Here is a 22,873-nt window from a genome sequence, read left to right as displayed (position 1 = left end):
TTTCTCCCAATATGGATACAGCCGGATTCAAACAGTGCATGATGCCCTATGCGCGACAGATGTACGCCGTGGCTTTAAGCATATTGAAAGACTCCTCCGATGCCGAGGATGTTGTGCAGGATGTCTTTCTTAGAATGTGGGAAAAGCGTTCCGGGATGTCTTCTGTAACCAATCTTAAGGCATATCTGCTGTCTGCCGTGCGAAACAGATCTTTCGATATTATGGAAAAACGCCGTAGCGACGGCGATAAAGGGGTGATGGAACTTTCCGACGAAGGCAAGGATGCCGGGCAGACGGAGAGTAAGGATGCGGTGTCGAGGATAATCGGACTGATTGCCGCCCTGCCGGAACCTCAGAGGACAGTGATATCCATGCATGATATCGAAGGAATGGAATATGATGAAATCTCCCGTCTGACGGGAATGAACGAAGGCGCGCTCAGGACGGCATTGTCGCGTGCGAGGCGCAGGATAAGGGAAATTTTCAAAGGATAATCGGATTATTGTCATGAAAAAAGAAAATATTTTAAAAGATTCGTGCAGGCTTGATGCCCTCCTGGAGCGGTTTTACGATGCTGAACTGTCCCGGACGGAGGAGCTGGAACTTGTCCGTCTGTTGTCAGACCCCGCTTTGCCGGAAAAATATTTTGTGGACAGGGATGTGGTGACCGGTTTGGCCGGCAAGGCTTGTGATTCCGAAGCCGGTTGCGGTGATGCCTTTTCCGCTGTCCCCGAGGGTTTTGAATACCGCCTTGAAGGTGCGGTCGACAAGGCTTCACGCAAATCCCGTTTCAGGCTTTATTTCGTGCGTGCCGCCCTGGCCGCTGCCGTGCTTGCTGCCGGAATCATTATCGGAGTGCGTTTTTCCGCGAAAGATGAGGCCGCAATGGAGGATTCCCTGGCCGAAGTTTCCGCGGAAGAGGCCCGTGAAGCCGTCGAAAAGGCGTTCAATCTGCTGGCATACGGTATAGAGAAAAGCAGGGAACCGATAGTCGCCGCCGAGAGGCATTTTGACAAATCCGGGAAGGCGATAAACGATGCGATTGAAAAAATAAAAGATATGGAAAAATAAAGTGTTAACCGATAAAAGTTTTAGTTATGAAAAAAATTTGGATGATTCTTGCCGTACTGTGCGTTTTTCCGGCGTTTGCCGCGGCGCAGTCGCCTTTTGAGACGTTTTATGAGAAATGGTCTTCCGAGAATTCCGTATCCTCGGTCTATGTCACACGTGAAATGTTGGATTTTGCAGGGACAATCTGTTTCGGTCAGGATGACGGGATAGACGGGAATGTCATGATAGATGTGAATAATATCGTAATAGAAAAACTGGATCATATTTTCACCATGTCTGTCTCCCAGCTTACAATGTACAAATGCGGAATGGAAAAAGATCTCGAAAGGATATTGAAAAATTCCTCGGGAGATTATAAGACCCTTGTGAAAATCAACGAAAACCCGGAGAAACTGACGATTTATTATCGTGAAAACGGGGCGCAAAGCGAGATAATAGTAGTTTCCTACACGGATCCTGACGGCGGCGAATACCTCTCTGATCCCGACCCGAATAACACCCAAGTGAACATCGTCGTTCTTGTCGGAGACATTACTTCGGAAAATATCGGGAAAATGATTTTCGGCAGTAAAAATGCGTCGGAAACCGCTGGGCAGGAGTAAGCCGACGGGCGGGAGTGAGCTAACGGGCAGGAATAAGTCGATGGGTAGGAATAAGCTGATGGTCAGGAATGATTTTGCGAAACCGGAAACAGGTCAATTTTTGTTGTATCTGCGTAATTTGTTGATTTACAACATTTTATAGAAGTGCGACAAATTATCTTTGTTCCGAGCGGCATCCGCGTGGACTTCGCTGGGAACAAGGATTTTTTTTTTTTTTTTTTTTTTATTTTTTTCCGGCAATGCTCTGATATATAGATATTTACAAGCAATGCGGTTAAGTCGGGGCGTTCCCGGTTTGACACAATCTTTGCGCGCCACGATTCTGTTTTGCGGGCCGGATGCAGCTTCTCCTGCGAAAGAATGACTAGAAAAGGGATGGAAGCGGAATTAAAATGGAATTAAAATGGAATTAAAGCGGAATTAAAGCGGAGTGAGGAGGAATGATAGGATTCTGTCGTATCATTTTCCACCTCACAGCCATCCGACTTCTTTTAAAATAATTGATAATCAATAATTTACAAAAATGCAAGCTGGCTTTGGGTACTTTCTAAGGCACCCAAGCGCAGGGGCGATTTTGACAAGACGTTGATTGTCAATATATTACAGAGGCACCGGCTGGCTATGGGGTAGAAAAATAAGGCCACGGAAGATTCCGACCGGAATTATCAGCTGTGCAGGAATGACTCAGGTTAGGTTCCGGTAAGTCAGGTTCAGGTTCCGGGAAAGTGCCACAGATTCGTGGCAAATTGGTTCACTTTCCCTGTAGCTTTCCGGCAGTTACCCTGTGTAGGCCCTTATGTAAGCTTCCTGTAGTGCCCTGTAGTGTATGAATCATAGGGGAAAGTGCCGTGAATTTGTTGAAATACGGTTCACTTTCCCCCGTTGAATGTAGATAAAGTGCTGGTAATCCGATTTTTCCATGGGGAAAGTGCACCTGATTCGTGGCAAAATGGTTCACTGTCCCCCGCAGAAAGTCGGGGCATGCCCGAAAATCCGCTATAGGATTGTCCCGTCCGGTGAAATCCTGAGTTCGATTTCCCTGTCGCCCCTTTCGATTTCGATGCGGTACCACTCGCCCTGAGGGCTCTCCGTGTATTCGCAATCGTCTATGCGGTAGTCAGGGTATTGTGCGGAGACGGCATCGGAAACGGCCTGTGGAAGTTCCTGCAGGCGTACATCCCATTCGGACCATACCCATTCTTCACCGCCGTTGAAATAGATGTTCTTTTCCCTTCCGTCATGGAGGATTTCCACTTCTATGTAGCCGTCGTCATAGTCTTTTTCAATGATGCGTGCGCCAGGGTAGTTTTCTTCGATGAATTTCTCAATGTTTCCGCCCTGTCCTCCGTCACCTGGTTCTGTGCCGCCCGGGTTTCCCCAGTTTTTGTCGGCTACGGTTATTGTCCCGTCCGCGAATATGTCGATTTCAAAATCGTCTTCCGGTGTTTCGAGCTCGAAACGGTAGAACTCGCCTTTTTCCGCTGTAACATAGTGGTCTATGTCATCGATCCTGTATGCCGAGTATTCGGATGACTCAAAAATGCCCATTATTTCTTGAGGGACATCGGAGCGCCTCATTTCGGTCTTCGTATAAATCCATGTTGCATTTTCCCCGAAAAGGAGCTCGCGTACAGTGCGCCCATCTATGATTTCGACTTCAGTATAGCCGTGCTCAATGTCGATGTCTATGATGCGGGCTTCAGGATAGTTCTGATTTATGAACTCCTCGATGCTGCCGGCCGGTTCAGGAATAATGAAATCTTCATAGTCATAGTTCTCGTCAGCGTCAATGACTTTCTTGACGAGTATGCCGTCAGGGGAGTAGTAAAGGTCAATCTCGACCGGACGTCCGTCCTGAGTTCCCTCGGCTTCTATTACGTAAATGATGTCCACGCCGTGTCTTTCAATCATGTCCACGTCATCGACCCTCCACTGGCCGTATTCGCTGCTCTCGAATGCATTGCGTACGGCTTCAGGCAGGTCTTCATAGCGTATGTCCATTTCGGTCATGTCCCACTTGCCGTCGGATTTTTCGTACCATGCATTGTTGCTGCCGCCCATGGTCTGCGGCAATGTGAAGTTGGCGACAGCGTATTGTCCTTTCGTCGCCCAGTTTACATCTGATGCTTCAGGATACATTTCGCTGAAACTCTTAAGGATGTTTTCAGGAATCCTGCCTGTCTCTCCCGTCTCGTGTTTCTGGCAGGAAACAGCGGCCATTGACAAGGTCGCCGCTGCAATCAGAATCAAAAATTTTTTCATAAATTTTACCTCATATAATTAACCGGGTGCAAAATTCTTATGTAATTCTGAAAAAATTCTGAAATAACTCGAATCGCGCAAAACGCAAAAAAAAATCGCGCAAAACGTGCAAACCGCACAGGAGGCCCGGTCTGTTCTCAGGACCGTCTTTTTTCCATGAAGTCCCAGAGTACGATTCCGACCGAGACGGATACGTTGAGGGAGTGCTTCGTCCCGTACTGGGGGATTTCTACCGAAAAATCCGAAAGGTCCACGGCTTCCTGGCAGACCCCCTTGACCTCGTTCCCGAAAATAAAGGCGTATTTTTCTTTGTCCGATGGGGCGAAATCATCGAGCATCACCGAATTTTCAGTCTGCTCCACGGCTATTATCCTATAACCCCTTTCCTTATAATATGCGACTGCATCTTCCGTCCGGTCGAAATGCTTCCACAGGACACTGTTTTCGGCTCCGAGGGCGGTCTTGTGTATCTCGGGAGACGGGGGTACGGCGCAAATCCCGCAGAGAGCCACTTCGTCCGCGAGGAAAGCGTCGGCCGTCCTGAATGCGGAACCTACGTTGTGTGCGCTCCGCACGTTGTCGAGGATGAGGACTATGCCGTTCTTTTCAGTGTTTCTGAATTCGTCCACGGTCAGCCTGTGCAATTCGGAATTAAGCAGTTTTCTTCTATCCATTCCATGAAAAATTAAAATCGGCTGCAAATTTAACATCTTCCCGTCACTTAATCGGGAAATATTTCCTACATTTGTGGCTCGTATGGTTATCATGCCATCCAATAAGGATTAAAAACTTAAATAATAGTAGATATGAAACAGGATGTTCAGATTCTGAATCTGATTAAGAAAGAAGAGGAGCGTCAGAGCAATGGTTTGGAGCTTATCGCTTCCGAAAATTTCGTTTCCAACCAGGTACTCGCCGCACTTGGTTCCGTTTGTACGAACAAGTATGCGGAAGGTTATCCCAAGGCACGTTATTATGGCGGCTGCGAAGTCGTGGACCAGATAGAACAATTGGCCATCGACAGGGTATGCCAGCTTTTCGATGCGGAGTACGCCAATGTGCAGCCTCACTCGGGCGCCCAGGCCAACATGGCTGTTTTCATGGCTTGCCTGAAACCTGGAGACACTTTCATGGGACTCGACCTTGCCCATGGTGGCCACCTTACACACGGTTCCCCTGTGAACATGTCCGGTATCCTCTATCATCCGGTAGCATACAGGCTCAATGAAGAGACAGGCCTTGTGGACTATGACGAAATGGAACGCCTTGCCCTTGAGCACAAGCCTAAACTGATTGTCGGCGGTGCTTCCGCTTATTCAAGGGAGTGGGACTGGGAGCGCATGCGTGCCATAGCTGACAAGGTAGGCGCCATCTTCATGGTGGACATGGCCCATCCTGCCGGACTTATCGCGGCCGGGCTTCTCAAGAACCCTGTAAAATACGCGCACATCGTCACTTCGACCACCCACAAGACACTTCGCGGCCCTCGCGGAGGTATCATCCTGATGGGCAAGGACTTTGACAATCCATGGGGATATACTACTCCGAAAGGTGCAATCAAGAAGATGTCGGCCATACTCAATTCGGCCGTATTCCCTGGTGTACAGGGCGGTCCTCTCGAGCACTGCATCGCTGCAAAGGCCGTGGCGTTCTACGAGGCTCTCCAGCCTGAGTTCAAAGAGTACCAGATGCAGGTAAGGAAAAACGCTTCCGTACTTGCGGGCCTCTTCATAGAGAAAGGCTATAAAGTCGTTTCCGGCGGTACCGACAACCACCTGATGCTGATAGACCTCCGCACGAAATTCGCGGACCTTACCGGCAAAGTGGCCGAGAAAGAGCTCGTGAAGGCCGACATTACCGTCAATAAGAACATGGTTCCGTTCGATACCCGTACTCCGTTCTCCACTTCCGGTATCCGTATCGGTACTCCGGCAGTCACTTCACGCGGACTCGTGGACAAGGACATGCCTTTCATCGCAAATCTGGTGGACGAAGTGCTTGCCCTTGCAAATGACAACCTCGACCTCATCAAGATGTTCCCTACCGTAGGTCTCGGCGCACCTATCGAGTGCGAAGATCCTGCCCTCAGGACACGTATCGATGCATACGAGGAACACATGGCAGAGTTCAGGAAACAGGTAAGGATGAAGATGTACGGTCTGCCTCTGAACAGATATTAACTGAGGATTTTCCGACAGACAATTAATAATGGAGGAGGGGTCCGGCTGCACGCAGGACTTCCTCCTTTTTGTTGAACAATGAATAAAACCTTTACAGCATGAAACATTTTCTAACGATAGCCCTTTGTGCGATGATGCTGTTCTCCGGCGGAATATCGTCGGCAGCTTCCTTGCCTGAAAATGACGGCAACCGGTATTCGGTGCAGAAATCCGAGAAAAAGGACAAGAAAGACCGTAAGGTGAAAAAAAACAGGAAAGGAAAGAAAGGGGAGGCCGTTCCCGCTCCGGAGGCCAAGCCTGAAAAGAAAAAAGGCCCTGAAGCCCTTGACAAATTCATAAAGAAGGATGCGGAGGTAAAGGACGGGCTTGTAAAGATAATCAGCCAGGATGACAAATTTTATTTTGCCGTTCCGGATTCCCTTCTTGGCAAGGAGATTCTTGTCGTAAGCCGCCTGACACGTGCTGCCGCCGGTGTGCGCGGCATGTTCAGCGGATATGCCGGGGACCAGGTGAACCAGACCGTTATTTTCTTTGAAAAAGGGCCTGATGACAGGATATTCATAAGGGAAATGGATTATTCCGAAATGGCGGAACCGTCATCGGCGATGTACGAAAACCTGAAACGTTCTTCCCTCCAGGCGATAATCGGTTCATTCGCAATCAAGGCGCAGAATGCGGCGAAGGACACTTCGGTAATAGATGTGACGGATTTTTTCAATTCGGACAATGCCCGCCTCTATTTCGGACAATGGGAAAAACGCATGTTCGGAATAATGAATATGGAAAAGGACAAGAGCTATGTAAGTTCCATGCGTACATATCCTATCAATACGGAGGTCTCCGTAGTCAAGACATACGCCCGCAAGGAGGGTTCCTCCCCGGCGACATTCGAGTTCAATGTTTCGATGGTGAAACTTCCGGAGGATCCGATGACCCCGAGGTATTATGACCCGCGCGTAGGATATTTTACCGCAAATTATACATCTTTCGACAAGAATCCGCAGGGAGTGGAGACGGTCAGGATGATTACCCGCTGGAGGCTTGAGCCGAAACCGGAGGACAGGGAAAAATACATGGCCGGCGAATTGGTTGAGCCTGCAAAACCGATAGTATATTATATCGACCCTACGACCCCTCCGGAGTGGGTGCCTTATCTGATACAGGGCGTAAACGATTGGGCCGAAGTCTTTGAAAAAGCCGGTTTCAAGAATGCGATTTATGCGCGGATGGCCCCTACGGCCGAGGAAGATTCGACCTGGTCATTGGAAGACGCCCGTTATTCGGCAATAGTATACAAGCCTTCGGATATTCCGAATGCGAGCGGGCCTCACGTACATGACCCGCGTACCGGGGAGATACTTGAAAGCCATATCAACTGGTATCACAATGTGATGAAACTGATACACCACTGGTATTTCGTGCAGTGCGGACCTCTCGACCCTGGTGCGCAGAAGATGGTTTATGATACCGAGCTCATGGGCCAGCTGATACGTTTCGTGTCTTCGCACGAAGTCGGCCATACCCTCGGGTTGAGGCACAATTTTATCGGAAGCGCCTCATATACTCCGGAACAGTTGAGGGACGAGGATTTTCTCAGGGAAAACGGTTCTTCCACTACCCTCATGGACTATTCGCGCTTCAATTATGTCGCCCAGCCGGAAGACAATATCCCTCGGGAACTTCTTTTCCCGCGCCTGTCGCATTATGACGACTGGGCGATAGAATGGGGTTACAGGAGATATTATCAATTCGATACTCCGGAGGAAGAACTTCCTTATCTTAATGAGATTACCACCGAAAAACTGAAGAATCCTTACTATCGTTTCGGGACCGAGACAAGTTCCAACGACCCGCGTTACCAGTCGGAAGACTTTACGGACAATCAGATGAAAGCCAATGCCCTCGGCATAAGGAACCTGAAGATAGTGATGGACAATCTCATTGACTGGACGGCTGTTCCGAATACCGGTTATGAGGATTTGAGGGAAATGCAGGGCGAGGTGCTCAACCAGTATATGAGGTATGTCGGCCATGTGGCGAAATGGGTAGGAGGCCGTTATGAAACCCCGAAATACCGCAATCAGGAGGGCGCCCTTTATGAACCTGTGGAAAAGGAAAAACAGGAAGAGGCCATGGAGTGGATAGCGGACTATGTCTTCGATGCTCCGGATTGGCTTGTCCCTGAGGACATAATGGATAAGACCGGGGTGAACCCGATGTCCCAGATGGAACGTATCTATTCCCGCACGTTCTCCTCGCTCATATCGAAGAGGGTGCTTTCCAACATGTACCGGGACGAGGTGGACAACGGGAAGGATGCCTATACGCTGAAAGGCTATTTCAACGGCCTTTACAGTTGCATATTCTCGCAGGCTGAAGCCTCCGACCCTTATGTAAGGCTTATGCAGAAGTCATATATAAAGGCTTTGTGCGATTTGTATACCGGCGAATCCGATACATGGGGCAAGCTTATGGGCGTGGCTTCCCCGGACAACACCGATGTCGTTTCGATGACCGTATATCAGCTCGATTATCTCAAAGGAAGGATGTCGGCGTTGGAAAAATCGTATTCCGACCCTATGGTGAAGGGACATTTCCGCTATCTCGGAGACATGATAGGAAAGGCGCTTGAAGACGGTTACAATTCGGCGATAGACGGAAAGTCCTCTGGTGTAATCATATCGATGTGATTTAGCTATGGAAGGTCTGGTCGGGAGGATATGGCGGTTTTATGCCGACGGTTTCAGGAACATGACCTGGGGCCGCCAACTGTGGCTTGTCATTCTGATCAAACTGTTCATTATGTTCGCCATCCTCAAAGTGTTTTTCTTTCCGGATTTTCTCCGTGGGAAAACAGATGATGAAAAAAGTGATTTCGTGTCGGCGGAACTCGTGAAAAGGGTTCCGTCCGAAAATCAATAGATTATGTTATGGAACTGGATGTTAATCTTATAGACTGGTCTCGCGCGCAGTTCGCGATGACGGCGATTTATCATTGGCTTTTCGTTCCCCTGACTCTCGGCCTGTCCGTAATAATGGCCATAATGGAGACCGTTTATTACAAGACAGGAAATGAGTTCTGGAAGAGGACGGCCAAGTTCTGGATGAAGATTTTCGGGATAAATTTTGCCATAGGCGTGGCCACTGGCATTATCCTCGAATTCGAATTCGGGACAAACTGGAGCAACTACTCTTGGTTCGTGGGGGACATTTTCGGCGCCCCTCTCGCAATCGAGGGCATTCTTGCGTTTTTCATGGAAGCGACTTTTGTAGCCGTAATGTTTTTCGGCTGGAACAAAGTGGGCAAAAAATTCCATCTTGCCTCGACCTGGCTTACCGGCATCGGGGCGGCCATATCGGCCTGGTGGATTTTGGTGGCGAATTCATGGATGCAGTATCCTGTAGGCATGGAATTCAATCCTGAAACAGTCAGGAACGAGATGACGGATTTCTTCGCCGTGGCCTTTTCTCCGGTTGCCGTGACAAAATTTTTCCATGCTGTAATATCTTCATGGATAGTCGGCAGCGTTTTCGTCATAGCCGTGGCTTCATGGTATCTTCTGCGTAAGGGAGAGAGCCATAGGAAATTCGCTCTTTCAAGTATCAAGGTTGCGGGTACGGTCGGCCTTGCGGCCTCCCTGATCACACTGTTTACGGGTGACAAGTCGGCTTATCACGTGGCACAGTACCAGCCGATGAAACTTGCTGCAATCGAAGGCCTTTACGAAGGGGGCGAGTCCGTCGGCCTTGTCGGTGTCGGAGTGCTCAATCCGGACAAGGCCTGGTATGATGACGGGGAGGAGGACTTTCTGTTCGATTTCAAGATTCCTTACGGGCTGTCTTTGCTGGCTACCCGTGATGCAAACGGTTTTGTGCCGGGGATCAAGGAACTGATAGAAGGAGGATATACTCTGCCGGACGGCGGGATGGCGCTTTCTGCCGAAGAGAAGATGGTCCGCGGACGGGCGGCTGTGGAGGCCATGGCCGGATACAGGGAGGTTTCCAGGGCCTTGAAGACTGCGGATGCGGATTCTTCGGATACGGCCGCGCTGGAGACGAGATTGCAGGAGTACGATACGATTTTAGACAACAACATGCCGTATTTCGGTTATGGTTATATCGATGACCCAAAGGAACTTCTTCCGAATGTGCCATTGAATTTCTACGCATTCAGGATAATGGTAGTACTGGGTTCTTATTTTATCCTGTTTTTCATCGTACTTGTCTTTCTGGCTTTCAAGGACAGGTACAGGCAGAAATGGCTGCAATGGGTGGCCGTCATCTCGCTTCCTTTGGCGTATTTCTGTTCGCAGGCCGGCTGGATTGTAGCTGAAGCCGGGCGGCAGCCTTGGGCGATACAGGATCTGATGCCTGTAAATGTCGCGGTTTCCAATCTGTCGGCATCTTCGGTACAGGTGACGTTCTTCCTGTTCCTGGCACTGTTCACGATTCTGCTGATTGCCGAAATCGGAATCATGGTCAAGGCCATCAGGAAAGGGCCGGAACTGGAACAAAATAAATAGGAGGGACAATTTATGGAAACATACGTTTTTTTGCAGCATTACTGGTGGGCGGTCGTTTCGTTGCTCGGTGCGATACTGGTTTTCCTGCTTTTCGTGCAGGGTGGAAATTCGCTTCTGTTCTGTGTCGGGAAGGATGATGTGCGCAAACAGCTCGTCATCAACTCGACAGGCAGGAAATGGGAGTTTACCTTCACCACTCTCGTGACTTTCGGCGGCGCGTTTTTCGCTTCGTTCCCCCTGTTTTACAGTACGAGTTTCGGCGGGGCTTACTGGCTGTGGATGATTATCCTGTTCACCTTTGTCCTCCAGGCGGTTTCATACGAGTTCCAGTCGAAGCTCGGGAATCTGCTCGGCAGGAAGACTTACAGGATATTCCTTGTGATAAACGGTGTCGTAGGCCCGATACTGCTCGGAGGCGCGGTGGCTACTTTCTTCACAGGTTCCAATTTCATAGTGGACAAGGGCAACCTTGCGGAACTGTCCATGCCGGTGATAAGCGGCTGGGCCAACGCTTCCCATGGTCTCGATGCCTTGCTGAACGTGTGGAACGTGATTTTCGGGCTTGCCGTGTTCTTCCTTGCCCGCATCCTCGGGGCGCTGTATTTCATCAACAATATCGATTCTCCGGAGATAGCGGCATCGAGCCGGAAAGTGCTCAAAATCGAAACCCCTCTGTTCCTTGTGCTTTTCCTCGCGTTTTTCGTGAAAATACTTGTCGGGGAGGGTTTCGCAGTCGCTGATGACGGTACGGTGTTCATGGAAAAATACAAGTACCTGAACAATTTTCTCGAAATGCCGGCAGTGGCCGCGGTCTTCCTTCTCGGAGTCCTGCTTTTGCTTTCCGGGATAATCATTGACGGTTTTCTCGGAAAGAACAGGCTGTCCGGGAAAGGCATATTTTTCTCAGGCTTCGGTACGGTACTCGCCGTTTTCGGTCTGCTGCTTTGCGCCGGTTACAACGGGACGGCATATTATCCGTCTACCGCCGATTTGCAGAGTTCCCTGACCATAGCCAACAGTTGCAGCAGTGAGTTTACGCTGAAGACGATGGCTTACGTTTCGATATTGGTGCCTTTCGTCATAGCCTATATCGCCTATGCGTGGAAGTCAATCAATTCGAAAAAACTCTCGGCGGAAGAGCTGGAGAAAGAGGAGGAGAAATATTAAGCTGTTTAAAATTTTTCTCAGAAAATTTGAGACATGCTTCTTAATATGTAAGGACGTACAGCGAAGCGGGACCGGACGGGACAATCCTATGGCGGATTTTTCGGGCACGTAGGCTGATTTTTCGGGCATGCCCCGACTCTCTGCGGGGGAAAGTGAACCAATTTGCCACGAATCTGTGGCACTTTCCCCGGGGAAAAATCGGATTACTGGCACTTTATCTACATTCTGCGGGGGAAAGTGAACCATATTCCTGCAAATTTACGGCACTTTCCCCCTATGGTCCATACGTTACAGGGCACTACAGTAGGCTTACATAGGGGCTTACACAGGGTAACTGCCGGAAAGCCACAGGGAAAGTGAACCAATTTGCCGCGAATCTGTGGCACTTTCCCGGAACCTGAACCTGACTCACCGGAACCTGAGTCATTCCTGCCCACCGGCTTATTTCTGCCCAGCGGGTAATTCCGGTCGGAATCTTCCCTGGTCTTATTTTTTACCCCATAGCCAGCCACTATTTTTGCAAGATGCTGATAATGAATAATTTATTAAAATTACCCCTGCGCTTGGGTGCCTTAGAAAGTACCCAAAGCCAGCTTGGGTTTTTGTAAACTATTGATTATTAATCATTTTAAAAGAATCCGGATGGCTGTGGGGTGGAAAATGAGACGACAAAATCTTATCATTCCTCCTCATTCCGCTTCCCGTCATTCTTTAGGCGAGATGTTGTTTCTCGTGCAATCGGAAACCTATTAAAAATCCTTGTTCCCAGCGAAGTCCACGTGGATGCCGCTCGAAACAAGGATGATTTGTCGCATCCCCATAAAACATTGCAACACTATCAATTACATAGATGTGTCATAATCGACCTGTTCCCGGTTTTGCAAAATTATCCACTGGTCAAAAATTATCCGCTGGCCCCTGTTTTTCTGACAGATGTGTTGTCTATGGTACTGACGGCCCGATACTTCCAGGACCGAAATGTACTTCGTCGCTACGGTCTGTGAATTCGGGAAGTGTTCCGTGGTATTCGCCTTTTATGGTGAAACCCATATCGTCCACCGTATCGAATACTATGTCGTATTTGTCTCCATCGTGCTTTACCGTTATCGTTCCGGATACCATTGGGGCAATCTTTCCCTGAGGCAAATCGTAGATGACTTCAATTCGGAATATCCTTTGGTTTTTACATATCTGTCTTCGTCCTCCTCCCATAACTTCAATCCTTCGCAAAGCCAGATGAACGCGCTGTCTGGCTTGTCAGCGGCCATGTAGGCCTGCCCTGCAAATGCATAAGCCGACAGTTTCCGGAAATCGTTTCCTGTACTGTCGGCTGTTTTTATGAGAGAACGCGCACAATGCAGCGCATCATCGAATTCGAAATTGCATACGTGCCAGGCGCAGAGGCTTTCAAGTTCTTTTTGCCTGTCATGGCTGTAAATCGAAACGGGAAAAAGAACAGAAGTATCGCGAAATAGGCCCAACGCCCCATATAGCACCTTGTCAGTATTTATATCGTATAGTCCCGGAACGGCTCGTCGCCTTCATAGTATGCATGAAGCGTGCGTCCGTCTTCGGCAATCAGAGCGGTGATGTCTACTCTGTAGCCTGTATCGGTCATCTCAACGGTACAGGTGCAATCCTCGAATGAATATCCCAGGGCAACACCTTCGCTGTCAATAGTCATGTAATAGCAGTCATTCCCTGATAATGTCATTGCCGGATAATCCCTGCTGAAGTCGATAGTATAAGTCCCTTCGGGAGGGAAGATTGTATCCATATCCTCGGGGGCGTAGCCGCTGAACAGGTCCATGCGGATATAAACGCTGTTCGGCTTGGCGGTCCCGTCTTCGTTGAATCCGTTGTCGGTCAGAAAAAAATTGTACCGGTAGGTTGAGTATATCGGCTCTGCCTTGCCCATGTATTGTCCGTACATCTTCCCTTCCAGTTCGATGTCGTACTGTATTTCCGGTTCAGGGGCCGCATCCTGGACTATGATTGTTTCAAAATAGAGAGGCTCTTCGGTCTCGGAATACGGGTATTCGACACGGATGGATCCTTCGCGTCCGGTATATTCCTGGTTCGGGGATACATTGAATGAGACGGTCCCGTTTCCCGGGCAGGTTATTTCCGATATCCAGTCATTGACGGAGGTCGCGGTCGTCTTTATCCCCTCCACGGGATTTTCCAGAACATAGCTGAATGAAAACATTCCGCCTTTATTTGCCACTTTTATGGTATCGGTGTTTTCAGGGTAGAGTGCGGGTTCTTCCTGTACGGGCGGTTCGACCTGAGTGCTGTCCTCGTTTCCTCCTCCGGTATTTCCGCCGTCATCCGGATTCCCGTTTGCGTTCTTTTCACAGGAAGTGAATGTGAAAAATCCGAATGTCAGTATGAGCACTGCCGGTAATACGTGTTTTGATAAATTCATTTTATGACAAAATTTATGATACATTATCCGCTTATACATTATCCGGTTGCCGGATGCAGGTTGCGATGAAAGAGGCCATGGCGCCGTCCTTATCGTATTTTTCGATGCTTTTCAGCAGGGCCATCTGGTTTTCCGCCCTTGCGAGGTTGTGTCCGGGATATTTTATTTTATAATATGTGTCCCCGTTGATATAGTCTCCGAGAAAACGCACGCACTGCATGTATGGGAAAAGCCTTACGGCAAACGGCAGCATGAGCGTTTCGACCGGCGTTATGAACTCTTTTGCGCCTTCGAGGTACCCTTCGGTGAACGCCTCGAATATTTTATGGTCGAATCCGACTTTTTCCGTGTCCGGGTCGTCTTCGGCGGTAAAATTTGCCGCCGTCCTCAGAAAATCCCCGTAATCCGAGAAAATGAAGCTCGGCATGACAGTGTCGAGGTCTATCACGGCAAGGACTTCGCCGTCCTTGTCGAACAGGAGATTGTTGACTTTCGTGTCGCAGTGGCAGATGCGTTTGGGCAGTTTTCCTGCCGCGTAAAGTCTTTCGGCCGCCGTCATGTCCTCGGCCCTCGACTCTATTTCCTCTATGAGCCCTTGGACGGAGGCTGCACGGGAGGCCTTGTCGGCACGGACGGCCTGCCTGAACTCTTCCAACCGGTAGGCCATGTCATGGAAGTGCGGGATTGTCTCCCCGAGCCTTTCTCCCATGTCGGAAAGTTCCGAGTGGAAACGGCTTATGGCCAGCCCCGTCTTGTATGCGTTCTCCGGGGTTACGGAGTCGTAGGTAAGGGCATCCGGGATGAATGCCATCATCCTCCAGTAACTTGCGGTATCCTGGTCGTAGATATAGTTTTCGCCGTCTTTGTTGTCGATGAATCTCAGTACTTTGCGCTCAAGGTCCGTTTCGCCGGCGGCCTTTTTCCTTTCGTACAGATGGCCGGTCACTTTACGGATATTGTCCTGGAGCATCGCGACGTTCCTGAAAACGGAATGGTTGATGCGTTGCAGCATGTAGTCCGGCGCTTCTTCCGAAGTGGTTATCCTGAAAGTGTCGTTGATGAGCCCGTCGCCGTACGGCTCAATCGAGAGGATTTTCCCTTCATAAAGGAAATTGTCCGCTATCCGGAGGTATCTGTCAATGTCTTTCATGTCTGTCGGAACTGTTTATCCTGCAAAGATAGCCAAGGGTTTCGTTTTTCCATAATAAATCATCACTTGACTGCCCTGTTTTTCCCTGTCCGGTTCGTAATTCGGGATTTTATATGTAATTTTGCCGCCATAACTTTAATGTATCGAATCATGAAAAAATCCATGTTTTTTGTTGCCGCCGTTGCAGCCCTTCTGATTTCGGCCTGCGGCGGAGAAATCGACAGGACCATTTATACTGTCGTCCCTGAAAGGCCTGCCGGCCAGGAAGATGTCATAGGTCTCGCCACCGAGCCTATCGATACTGTGAGAGTCGGTTTCATCGGTCTCGGAATGAGGGGAATAGGTGCAATAGAGAGGTATGTTTACGTGCCGGGCGCCAGGATAGCCGCCCTGTGCGATATCAGGCCGGAAATGGTGGAAAGGGCACAAAAGGTTATGCGTGATGCTGGTCTTTCGGATGTCCCTGCCTATTCTGGAACCGAAGATGCCTGGAAACAGCTTTGCGACCGCGAGGACATAGACCTGGTGTACATCTGTACGGACTGGAAGCATCATACCGAAATGGCCGTATATGCGATGGAGCACGGAAAGCATGTCGCCATAGAAGTTCCTGCCGCAATGAATCTCGATGAAATATGGACACTTATCAATACTTCCGAAAGAACACGCAAACATTGCATGCAGCTTGAAAACTGTGTTTACGACTTCTTCGAGATGACGACTCTGAATATGGCGCAGCACGGTCTGTTCGGGGAAATCCTCGCTGTAGAGGGTGCTTATATCCACAACCTCGAAGAGTTCTGGCCGTATTATTGGAACAACTGGAGGATGTCCTTCAATGAAGAGTTCCGCGGCGACGTTTACGCGACACATGGCATGGGCCCTGCCTGCCAGTTGCTCGACATCCACAGGGGCGACAGGATGGTGACCCTCGTTTCGATGGATACCAAGGCGGTGAACGGTCCGGCATACGTGGAGCGTACTACCGGGGAACGTCCTGAAAACTTCCAGAACGGAGACCATACCCATACCCTTATCCGTACTGCCAACGGTAAAACCATTCATATCCAGCACGATGTGATGTCTCCGCGCCCTTACAGCAGGATGTACCAGCTCACCGGTACGGACGGTTACGCAAGCAAATACCCTATAGAGGAATACTGTTTCCGTCCGGAGCAAATCATGTCGGACGAGATTCCTGACCATGAAAACCTCAATATGCACGGGGCTGTTTCGCCCGAGGTGAAGGCCGCTCTCATGGAAAAATACAAACATCCTATCGTCAAGGAACTTGAAGAAATGGCCAAAAAGGTAGGAGGCCACGGCGGAATGGACTTCATAATGGACTACCGTCTGATATATTGCCTGAACAACGGCCTTCCTTTGGACATGGATGTCTACGACCTTGCGGAATGGTGCTGCCTCGGTGAGCTTTCGAGAATCTCGATAGAGAACAATTCCGCTCCGGTCGCCGTTCCGGACTTTACAAGGGGCGGATGGCAGAAGATTCAGGGCTACCGCCATGCTTTCGCGGAATAATTTCCGGTAAAATACTGTTAAAATTTATCGTGCGGAGACAGTTTTCTGCCTCCGCACGATTTTTGTAAACAAAAAAACGCTATTTTTGAAAATTGTAATTATCGTATTAGATTGGAACATTATTGAAAACAGACTGAAATGAGATTTACGATAGCGGGTTTTTTCGAAGCGATAAACAGTTTTATTAAGAAAATCGCCTTCGGTTTGAAAAAGGTGAGCCTCGTTGCATGGATTGCCATACTGATAGTAACCGCCGGAATCATTACGGCCATTTGTCTGCTGACGAGGCCGAAGCCTGCCCCTCCGGTATATCCTACCGTCGTTACGGAAACCGTCGGTACAAGGGATGTCGAGATTTACGGAGAGTATGTCGGGCGTATCAGGGCACAACAATTCGTCGAGGTGCGTGCCAGGGTCGAAGGCTATCTCGAACAGATGCTTTTCGAAGAAGGTACGTACATCGAAAAAGGACAGACCCTTTTCATCATAGACCCGAGGCTTTACCGTGCGAGGGTGGATAAGGCGAAGGCCCAGCTGAACAAGGACAAGGCGCTGGCCCTGAAAGCGGAAAGGGATTTGAACCGCATCAGGCCGCTTTACGAGCAGAATGCCGCCAGCCAGCTCGACCTTGAAAATGCCATCGCTTCTTACGAAAGTGCCACGGCCGATGTGGAGATGAGCGAGGCCGACCTTGCGCAGGCCCGTCTGGCGTTGGAATACACCGCCGTGCAGTCTCCGATATCGGGGTTCATTTCAGAGAGGAACGTGGATATAGGTACCCTTGTGGGCCCGGGAGGAAAGTCGTTGCTCGCCACGATTGTGAAAAGCGACACGGTGAGGGTCGATTTCAGTATGACGGGACTGGATTATCTCCGTTCAAAGGCCAGGAATGTGAACCTTGGACAGAAGGACAGCACCAGAACATGGGACCCGTACATAACCATAACCCTTCCTGACAATACCGTATATCCGCTGGAGGGTATCGTAGATTTTGCCGACCCTCAGGTAGATCCCAATACCGGTACGTTTTCCGTAAGGGCGGAAATGCCGAATCCGGACAGGATATTGCTTCCGGGACAGACGACAAGGGTGAAACTCCTCCTCGATGTCCGTAAGGATGCGGTGACGGTCCCGAACAAGGCCATAGTGATAGAGAAGGGCGGAGCCTATATCTTTGTCGTACAGCCTGACAGCGAAGTCGAAAAGCGTTTTATCGAACTCGGCCCGGAAGTAGGGAACAGGACTGTCGTGGAACGCGGTCTCGTGCCTAACGAGAGGATAGTTACGGAAGGCTTCCATAAACTGACCCACGGTCAGAAGGTAACGGTGGTAGAACCCATAGAAGACTGATGAGGTATGAAAGCTGATTTCTTTATAGATAGGCCGATATTCTCCGCCGTAATATCGATAATAATCGTAATAGTCGGATGTATCGGGTTGATCATGCTTCCTGTCGACCAGTATCCGCAGATTATCCCTCCGGTGGTGAGGGTTACGGCTTCCTATCCCGGGGCGAGCGCCCTTACGGTGTCTCAGGCCGTGGCAACCCCTATAGAACAGGAATTGAACGGTACTCCGGGAATGCTTTACATGGAATCCTCGAGTACCAATACGGGAAGTTTTACGCTGAATGTCACTTTCGACATATCTTCCGACCCGGATTTGGCCGCCGTCGAGATTCAGAACAGGGTTAAACTCGCCGAGTCGCGTTTGCCGGCGGAGGTCGTCCAGGACGGTATCTCCGTCGAGAAGCAGTCTTCGAGCAAACTTCTGACGGTGACCCTTCTTTCGAATGACCCCAAATTCGATGAAATATACCTCAGCAACTATGCGACACTCAATGTGCTCGACATGCTCAGGCGTGTTCCCGGGGTAGGACGTGTTTCCAACATAGGAAGCCGTTATTATGCAATGCAGATATGGGTGATGCCCGACAGGCTGGCGAGCCTCGGGCTTACCGTCCAGGATATCCAGAAGGCCCTCCGCGACCAGAACAGGGAGGCTGCCGCAGGACAGTTGGGTCGCGCCCCGTCGGAGAGCGGTGTTGAGATAACCGTTCCGATAACCACCCGGGGGAGGCTGTCCACGGTGACGGATTTTGAAAACATTGTCCTCCGTGCAAGTCCTGACGGGGCGATAATCAGGATGAAGGATGTGGCGCGTGTTTCTCTCGAAGCGCAGTCATACAATACCGAGAGCGGTATCAACGGAGGCAATGCAGCCGTGCTCGATGTGTATATGCTCCCCGGGGCGAATGCCATCGAGGTCGCTGAAAACGTGAAGGCGGAGATGGAGGCCATAAGCCAGAGTTTTCCTGACGGTATGTCGTACAATATTCCGTTCGACATGACCCAGTACATATCGCAGTCCATACACCATGTCTACCGGACTCTTTTCGAGGCCCTGCTTCTCGTAATCATTGTCGTTTTCCTTTCGCTGCAAAGCTGGAGGGCGACTTTGATACCGGTCGTGGCCGTGCCTATCTCGCTTATCGGAACATTCGGGGTGATGCTTGTATTCGGCTTCACCCTGAACCTGATGACCCTTCTCGGCCTTATCCTGGCCATAGGAATAGTGGTGGATGATGCCATAGTCGTTGTCGAGAATGTCGAGAGGATTATGGAGAAGGAAGGGCTGTCCCCGTATGAGGCTACGAAGAAGGCCATGGGCGGATTGAGCGGCGCCTTGATAGCCACATCGATGGTGCTCTGTGCCGTTTTCGTTCCCGTGAGCTTCCTTTCGGGCATCACCGGACAGCTTTACAGGCAGTTTACCATAACGATTGCGGTTTCGGTCATCATTTCGACAATCGTCGCCCTGACTCTGAGCCCGGCGCTTTGCGCCATAGTCCTGAGGCCGGCCAAAGGGAAGAAAAACAAATTTTTCCGTTATATAAACGTCCTGCTGGCCAAGGGGAACCGTGCTTACGGGCGGGGGATAAGATGGGCGATATCCCATTCCAAAGCCATGCTGATTTCCTTGGGCGGAATAATCGTCGCAATCGTGCTTTTCATGGAGTTCATCCCTTCCAGCTTCATTCCTGAAGAGGACCAGGGATATTTTACAGTGGAGTTGAGGCTCCCCGAAGGGGCTTCGATCGAGCGCACGAGGAAAGTTACTGAAAGGGCCATGGACTATCTCATGTCCAATCCGAATATAGAATATGTGCTCAATGTGACGGGTTCGAGCCCTCGTACGGGGACCAACCAGTCCGCAAGCCAGCTGACCGTGATAATGAAGCCATGGAAAGAGAGGGAGCAGCGTAATATCCGGGATGTGATGGAACAGGTGCGGAGCGAATTTGAAAAATATCCTGAAAGCAGGGTCTTCCTCAATACGCCTCCGGTGATTCCGGGAATGGGTTCTTCGGGAGGTTTCGAGATGGTTCTGGAGGCCCGCGGGGACGCTTCTTACGAAGATTTGCAGGGAGCTGTGGATACGATGCTGTTCTATGCCTCTCAGCGAAAGGAGCTTGCCGGCGTGTCTTCCAACATGCAGGCGGATATTCCGCAACTGTATCTGGACGTGGACAGGGACAAGGCGCAGCTTCTTGGAGTTTCCATGTCGGATATTTTCTCCACTATGAAGGCTTTCACTGGGTCGGTATATGTCAATGACTTCAACATGTTCAACCGCGTGTACAGGGTGTACATCCAGGCGGATGCGCCTTACAGGGCATACAGGGACAACCTGAACCTGTTCTTCGTCAGAGGGAACGGGGGCGTGATGCTTCCTGTAACCACCCTCGGTACGACTTCGTATACGACGGGCCCGGGAACTATCAAGCGTTTCAACATGTTCAATTCGGCGACGGTGTCGGGTTCGGCCGCACCGGGATACAGTTCCGGTGTCGCGATGGCCGTGCTTGAGGATATTGCCGACAAGCACCTGCCTTCGAATATAGGGGTTGAATGGAGCGGACTTTCGTATCAGGAGAAGAAGGAAGGTGGACAGACAGGGCTGATTCTCGGTCTTGCCATGCTCTTTGTCTTCCTGTTCCTTGCCGCACAGTACGAAAGCTGGTCTGTGCCGTTGGCGGTGCTGCTTTCAATGCCTGTGGCCGCCCTCGGAGCCTTTCTCGGTGTGTTCATCTTCGGTTATGACAGCAATATCTATTTCCAGATAGGCCTTGTCGTGCTGATAGGCCTTGTCGCGAAGAATGCCATATTGATTGTGGAATTTGCCAAAAAGGAGGTGGAATCCGGCCATGAGATAGTGGATTCGGCCCTCCGTGCGGCGCACATGAGGTTCAGGCCTATAGTCATGACCTCGCTTGCCTTCATACTCGGCATGCTTCCTTTGGTGTTTGCCAACGGCCCGAGTTCGGAAAGCAGCAGGAACATTTCGCTCGGATTGTTCTGCGGCATGATAGTGGCCATCCTGATAGGTATCATATTCGTGCCGTTCTTCTTTGTGATGATATATAAGATAAAGGACAGGTTTTCATCCAGGAAAGGCACCGTGAAGAAAAATATTTCGCGCGGAGTCGCGACTGTCGCCGTATTTCTCGTCGCCAGCATAGGCCTTTCGTCATGCTCGTCCATGAAGCGTTGCGTGGAGCCACAGCTGGACATGCCGGAGGAAATAGTTCCGGGCCATACGGATTCCCTGACACTTGCGGACATGGAATGGTGGAACGTTTATACGGACTCGACCTTGGTAAACCTTATCGGGAAGGTCCTTGAAAACAACAAGGACATCTTGTCGGCAGCCGCCCGTGTCGAGGAGATGCGCAATATGTACCGCATAGACAATGCGGGCCTGTGGCCTTCCCTCGGGGCGACGGCCTACGCCGACCGTGAAGAGATGAATTATGCCGGGGAATCGAGGAATGTCGATTCCGAAATAGGTCTGAAGCTGGAACTGGAATGGGAGATAGACTTGTGGGGCAGCCTTCGCTGGGGCCGCAAACAAGGTATTTCCGAGTATCTTTCCGCCGTCGAGGCTCGGAGGGCGATGGAAATGACCCTCGTTTCGGAGGTGGCCAAGGCTTATTTCGAACTCGTGGCTCTCGACAAGGAACTGGAAATCGTCACCCATACCCTTGATACGCGGCGTGAGGCGATACATCAGGCCCAGTTGCGTTTCGAGGCCGGACTTACTTCGGAGATTCCATACCAGCAGGCGAAGGTGGAACTGGCAAGTGCGGCCACCCTCATACCTGATTTGGAAACACGCATAGCACAGAAAGAAAGTCAGATAGCCCTGCTTGCAGGAGAGTTCCCGGGCAAGGTGGAAAGGCGCGATTCCTTCGACAATATCATCCTTCCAAAGGAAACCCCGGTAGGCTTGCCGTCCGAACTTCTGCTCCGTCGTCCCGACATCCGCATGGCGGAACGCAATATGGATGCGGCAGAGGCCGCCGTGGGCATAGCCTGGGCGGACCGTTTCCCGCGCCTGGTGTTCAGTCTTTCCGGCCCGTTGGAGAACAATTCATTCGAGGGGCTTTTCAGTTCCCCTTACCTTTATATTCTCGGCAACCTGACCTCGCCTATTTTTTCTTTCGGAAAGAAAAAGGCCAAATATGAAGCCGAGATAGCGGCCTTCGACCAAGCCAGGTTGGAGTATGAAAAATGTGTCCTTACGGCGTTCAAGGAAGTGAACGATGCGATAATCAATTATGACAATGCCCATCGCAGCGCCGGTTTGCAGCGCAGTTTCTTCGAAGCTACCGACAAGTATCTCGAACTGGCGAGATTACGTTATATAAACGGGGATATCATGTATCTCGACCTTCTGGACGCGCAGAGGCAGTATTTCGATGCCGAGGTCAATTACAGCAACGCCATCCTGAACGAATATCTCGCGTTTGTAGAGCTTTACAAGGCTCTCGGAGGCGGCTGGAATTACGAACCTGTGAAATTCGAAGAGCAGAAAAAACAGGACAAACAGGACAAACAGGACAAACAGGACAAGCAGGACGTGCAGGACGACGGACAGGACAAGTGACA

The 22,873-nt window shown here is 50.3% G+C and carries 16 protein-coding genes and 1 pseudogene; 11 read left to right on the top strand and 6 right to left on the bottom strand.

Annotation, left to right across the window (positions count from 1 at the left end):
- Positions 1-11: 11 nt before the first annotated feature.
- The 3 genes from B5F83_RS01450 to B5F83_RS01440 are packed head-to-tail and all read left to right on the top strand — an operon-like array spanning position 12 to position 1,673.
- Positions 12-494 (top strand): RNA polymerase sigma factor, encoded by a 483-nt coding sequence (locus B5F83_RS01450; protein WP_087276142.1) that lies wholly within the window; start codon positions 12-14, stop codon positions 492-494.
- 13 nt (positions 495-507) lie between these two features.
- Positions 508-1,071, top strand: a complete 564-nt coding sequence (locus B5F83_RS01445; RefSeq protein ID WP_087276139.1) for a hypothetical protein — start codon at positions 508-510, stop codon at positions 1,069-1,071.
- 26 nt (positions 1,072-1,097) lie between these two features.
- The gene (locus B5F83_RS01440; protein ID WP_087276137.1) at positions 1,098-1,673 is read left to right on the top strand and encodes a DUF4252 domain-containing protein; all 576 of its coding nucleotides are present in this window, start codon (positions 1,098-1,100) and stop codon (positions 1,671-1,673) included.
- Between the two features lie 996 nt (positions 1,674-2,669).
- Here the strand turns inward: B5F83_RS01440 and B5F83_RS01435 are convergent.
- Together B5F83_RS01435 and B5F83_RS01430 are read right to left on the bottom strand one after the other, a co-directional pair.
- On the bottom strand, positions 2,670-3,935 hold the full coding sequence (locus B5F83_RS01435; protein ID WP_087276134.1) for a PepSY-like domain-containing protein: 1,266 nt from the start codon (positions 3,933-3,935) through the stop codon (positions 2,670-2,672).
- 137 nt (positions 3,936-4,072) lie between these two features.
- Positions 4,073-4,609 (bottom strand): RNA methyltransferase, encoded by a 537-nt coding sequence (locus tag B5F83_RS01430; protein WP_087276131.1) that lies wholly within the window; start codon positions 4,607-4,609, stop codon positions 4,073-4,075.
- A gap of 132 nt (positions 4,610-4,741) precedes the next feature.
- Between B5F83_RS01430 and glyA the strand changes: the two are divergent.
- From glyA to B5F83_RS01405, 5 genes and pseudogenes are all read left to right on the top strand, one after another.
- Positions 4,742-5,941 (top strand): annotated as a pseudogene (gene glyA, locus B5F83_RS01425) (serine hydroxymethyltransferase); the annotation flags it as partial.
- Positions 5,942-6,213: 272 nt separating this feature from the next.
- Positions 6,214-8,805, top strand: coding sequence for a zinc-dependent metalloprotease (locus tag B5F83_RS01420; protein ID WP_087276125.1), 2,592 nt, complete (start codon positions 6,214-6,216; stop codon positions 8,803-8,805).
- Between the two features lie 7 nt (positions 8,806-8,812).
- Positions 8,813-9,037 (top strand): DUF4492 domain-containing protein, encoded by a 225-nt coding sequence (locus B5F83_RS01415; protein WP_087276122.1) that lies wholly within the window; start codon positions 8,813-8,815, stop codon positions 9,035-9,037.
- Between the two features lie 8 nt (positions 9,038-9,045).
- Entirely contained in the window at positions 9,046-10,638 is a 1,593-nt protein-coding gene (locus B5F83_RS01410; protein ID WP_087276119.1) for a cytochrome ubiquinol oxidase subunit I, read from the top strand.
- A gap of 12 nt (positions 10,639-10,650) precedes the next feature.
- Positions 10,651-11,805 (top strand): cytochrome d ubiquinol oxidase subunit II, encoded by a 1,155-nt coding sequence (locus B5F83_RS01405; RefSeq protein ID WP_087276116.1) that lies wholly within the window; start codon positions 10,651-10,653, stop codon positions 11,803-11,805.
- A gap of 942 nt (positions 11,806-12,747) precedes the next feature.
- Here B5F83_RS01405 and B5F83_RS01400 read toward each other — a convergent pair.
- Genes B5F83_RS01400 through B5F83_RS01385 form a run of 4 tightly spaced genes read right to left on the bottom strand, consistent with a single transcriptional unit; the run spans position 12,748 to position 15,383 of the window.
- On the bottom strand, positions 12,748-12,927 hold the full coding sequence (locus tag B5F83_RS01400) for a hypothetical protein (RefSeq protein ID WP_087276113.1): 180 nt from the start codon (positions 12,925-12,927) through the stop codon (positions 12,748-12,750).
- Positions 12,909-13,286, bottom strand: a complete 378-nt coding sequence (locus B5F83_RS01395) for a hypothetical protein (RefSeq protein ID WP_087276110.1) — start codon at positions 13,284-13,286, stop codon at positions 12,909-12,911. The genes B5F83_RS01400 and B5F83_RS01395 overlap by 19 nt, the downstream gene beginning before the upstream one ends.
- 26 nt (positions 13,287-13,312) lie before the next feature.
- A complete protein-coding gene (locus tag B5F83_RS01390) occupies positions 13,313-14,233 on the bottom strand; it encodes a BACON domain-containing protein (RefSeq protein ID WP_087276107.1) in 921 nt (306 codons plus the stop codon).
- 31 nt (positions 14,234-14,264) lie between these two features.
- Positions 14,265-15,383, bottom strand: coding sequence for an aminoglycoside phosphotransferase family protein (locus tag B5F83_RS01385; protein ID WP_087276104.1), 1,119 nt, complete (start codon positions 15,381-15,383; stop codon positions 14,265-14,267).
- A gap of 150 nt (positions 15,384-15,533) precedes the next feature.
- Between B5F83_RS01385 and B5F83_RS01380 the strand changes: the two genes are divergently transcribed.
- The 3 genes from B5F83_RS01380 (at position 15,534) to B5F83_RS01370 (ending at position 22,871) form a co-directional block, all read left to right on the top strand.
- Positions 15,534-16,922: a Gfo/Idh/MocA family oxidoreductase gene (locus B5F83_RS01380; protein ID WP_087276101.1), complete on the top strand. Its 1,389-nt coding sequence runs from the start codon at positions 15,534-15,536 to the stop codon at positions 16,920-16,922.
- 138 nt (positions 16,923-17,060) lie between these two features.
- Positions 17,061-18,272: an efflux RND transporter periplasmic adaptor subunit gene (locus B5F83_RS01375; RefSeq protein ID WP_087276098.1), complete on the top strand. Its 1,212-nt coding sequence runs from the start codon at positions 17,061-17,063 to the stop codon at positions 18,270-18,272.
- 6 nt (positions 18,273-18,278) lie between these two features.
- On the top strand, positions 18,279-22,871 hold the full coding sequence (locus B5F83_RS01370; RefSeq protein ID WP_087276096.1) for a multidrug efflux RND transporter permease subunit: 4,593 nt from the start codon (positions 18,279-18,281) through the stop codon (positions 22,869-22,871).
- Positions 22,872-22,873 lie beyond the last annotated feature (2 nt).

The organism is Muribaculum sp. An289, assembly GCF_002159555.1.
Lineage (GTDB): Bacteria > Bacteroidota > Bacteroidia > Bacteroidales > UBA932 > Merdivivens > Merdivivens faecigallinarum.
Note: the sequence above shows the minus strand (reverse complement) of the source record. Positions and strands in the feature narration are given on the sequence as shown.

Coding starts and splice junctions, on each gene's coding strand:
- B5F83_RS01385 (WP_087276104.1), bottom strand. CDS start 15,383: ATGAAAGACATTGACAGATACCTCCGGATAGCGGACAATTTCCTTTAT.
- B5F83_RS01405 (WP_087276116.1), top strand. CDS start 10,651: ATGGAAACATACGTTTTTTTGCAGCATTACTGGTGGGCGGTCGTTTCG.
- B5F83_RS01375 (WP_087276098.1), top strand. CDS start 17,061: ATGAGATTTACGATAGCGGGTTTTTTCGAAGCGATAAACAGTTTTATT.
- B5F83_RS01380 (WP_087276101.1), top strand. CDS start 15,534: ATGAAAAAATCCATGTTTTTTGTTGCCGCCGTTGCAGCCCTTCTGATT.
- B5F83_RS01390 (WP_087276107.1), bottom strand. CDS start 14,233: ATGAATTTATCAAAACACGTATTACCGGCAGTGCTCATACTGACATTC.
- B5F83_RS01450 (WP_087276142.1), top strand. CDS start 12: ATGGATACAGCCGGATTCAAACAGTGCATGATGCCCTATGCGCGACAG.
- B5F83_RS01400 (WP_087276113.1), bottom strand. CDS start 12,927: ATGGTATCCGGAACGATAACGGTAAAGCACGATGGAGACAAATACGAC.
- B5F83_RS01410 (WP_087276119.1), top strand. CDS start 9,046: ATGGAACTGGATGTTAATCTTATAGACTGGTCTCGCGCGCAGTTCGCG.
- B5F83_RS01445 (WP_087276139.1), top strand. CDS start 508: ATGAAAAAAGAAAATATTTTAAAAGATTCGTGCAGGCTTGATGCCCTC.
- B5F83_RS01430 (WP_087276131.1), bottom strand. CDS start 4,609: ATGGATAGAAGAAAACTGCTTAATTCCGAATTGCACAGGCTGACCGTG.
- B5F83_RS01370 (WP_087276096.1), top strand. CDS start 18,279: ATGAAAGCTGATTTCTTTATAGATAGGCCGATATTCTCCGCCGTAATA.
- B5F83_RS01435 (WP_087276134.1), bottom strand. CDS start 3,935: ATGAAAAAATTTTTGATTCTGATTGCAGCGGCGACCTTGTCAATGGCC.
- B5F83_RS01420 (WP_087276125.1), top strand. CDS start 6,214: ATGAAACATTTTCTAACGATAGCCCTTTGTGCGATGATGCTGTTCTCC.
- B5F83_RS01415 (WP_087276122.1), top strand. CDS start 8,813: ATGGAAGGTCTGGTCGGGAGGATATGGCGGTTTTATGCCGACGGTTTC.
- B5F83_RS01440 (WP_087276137.1), top strand. CDS start 1,098: ATGAAAAAAATTTGGATGATTCTTGCCGTACTGTGCGTTTTTCCGGCG.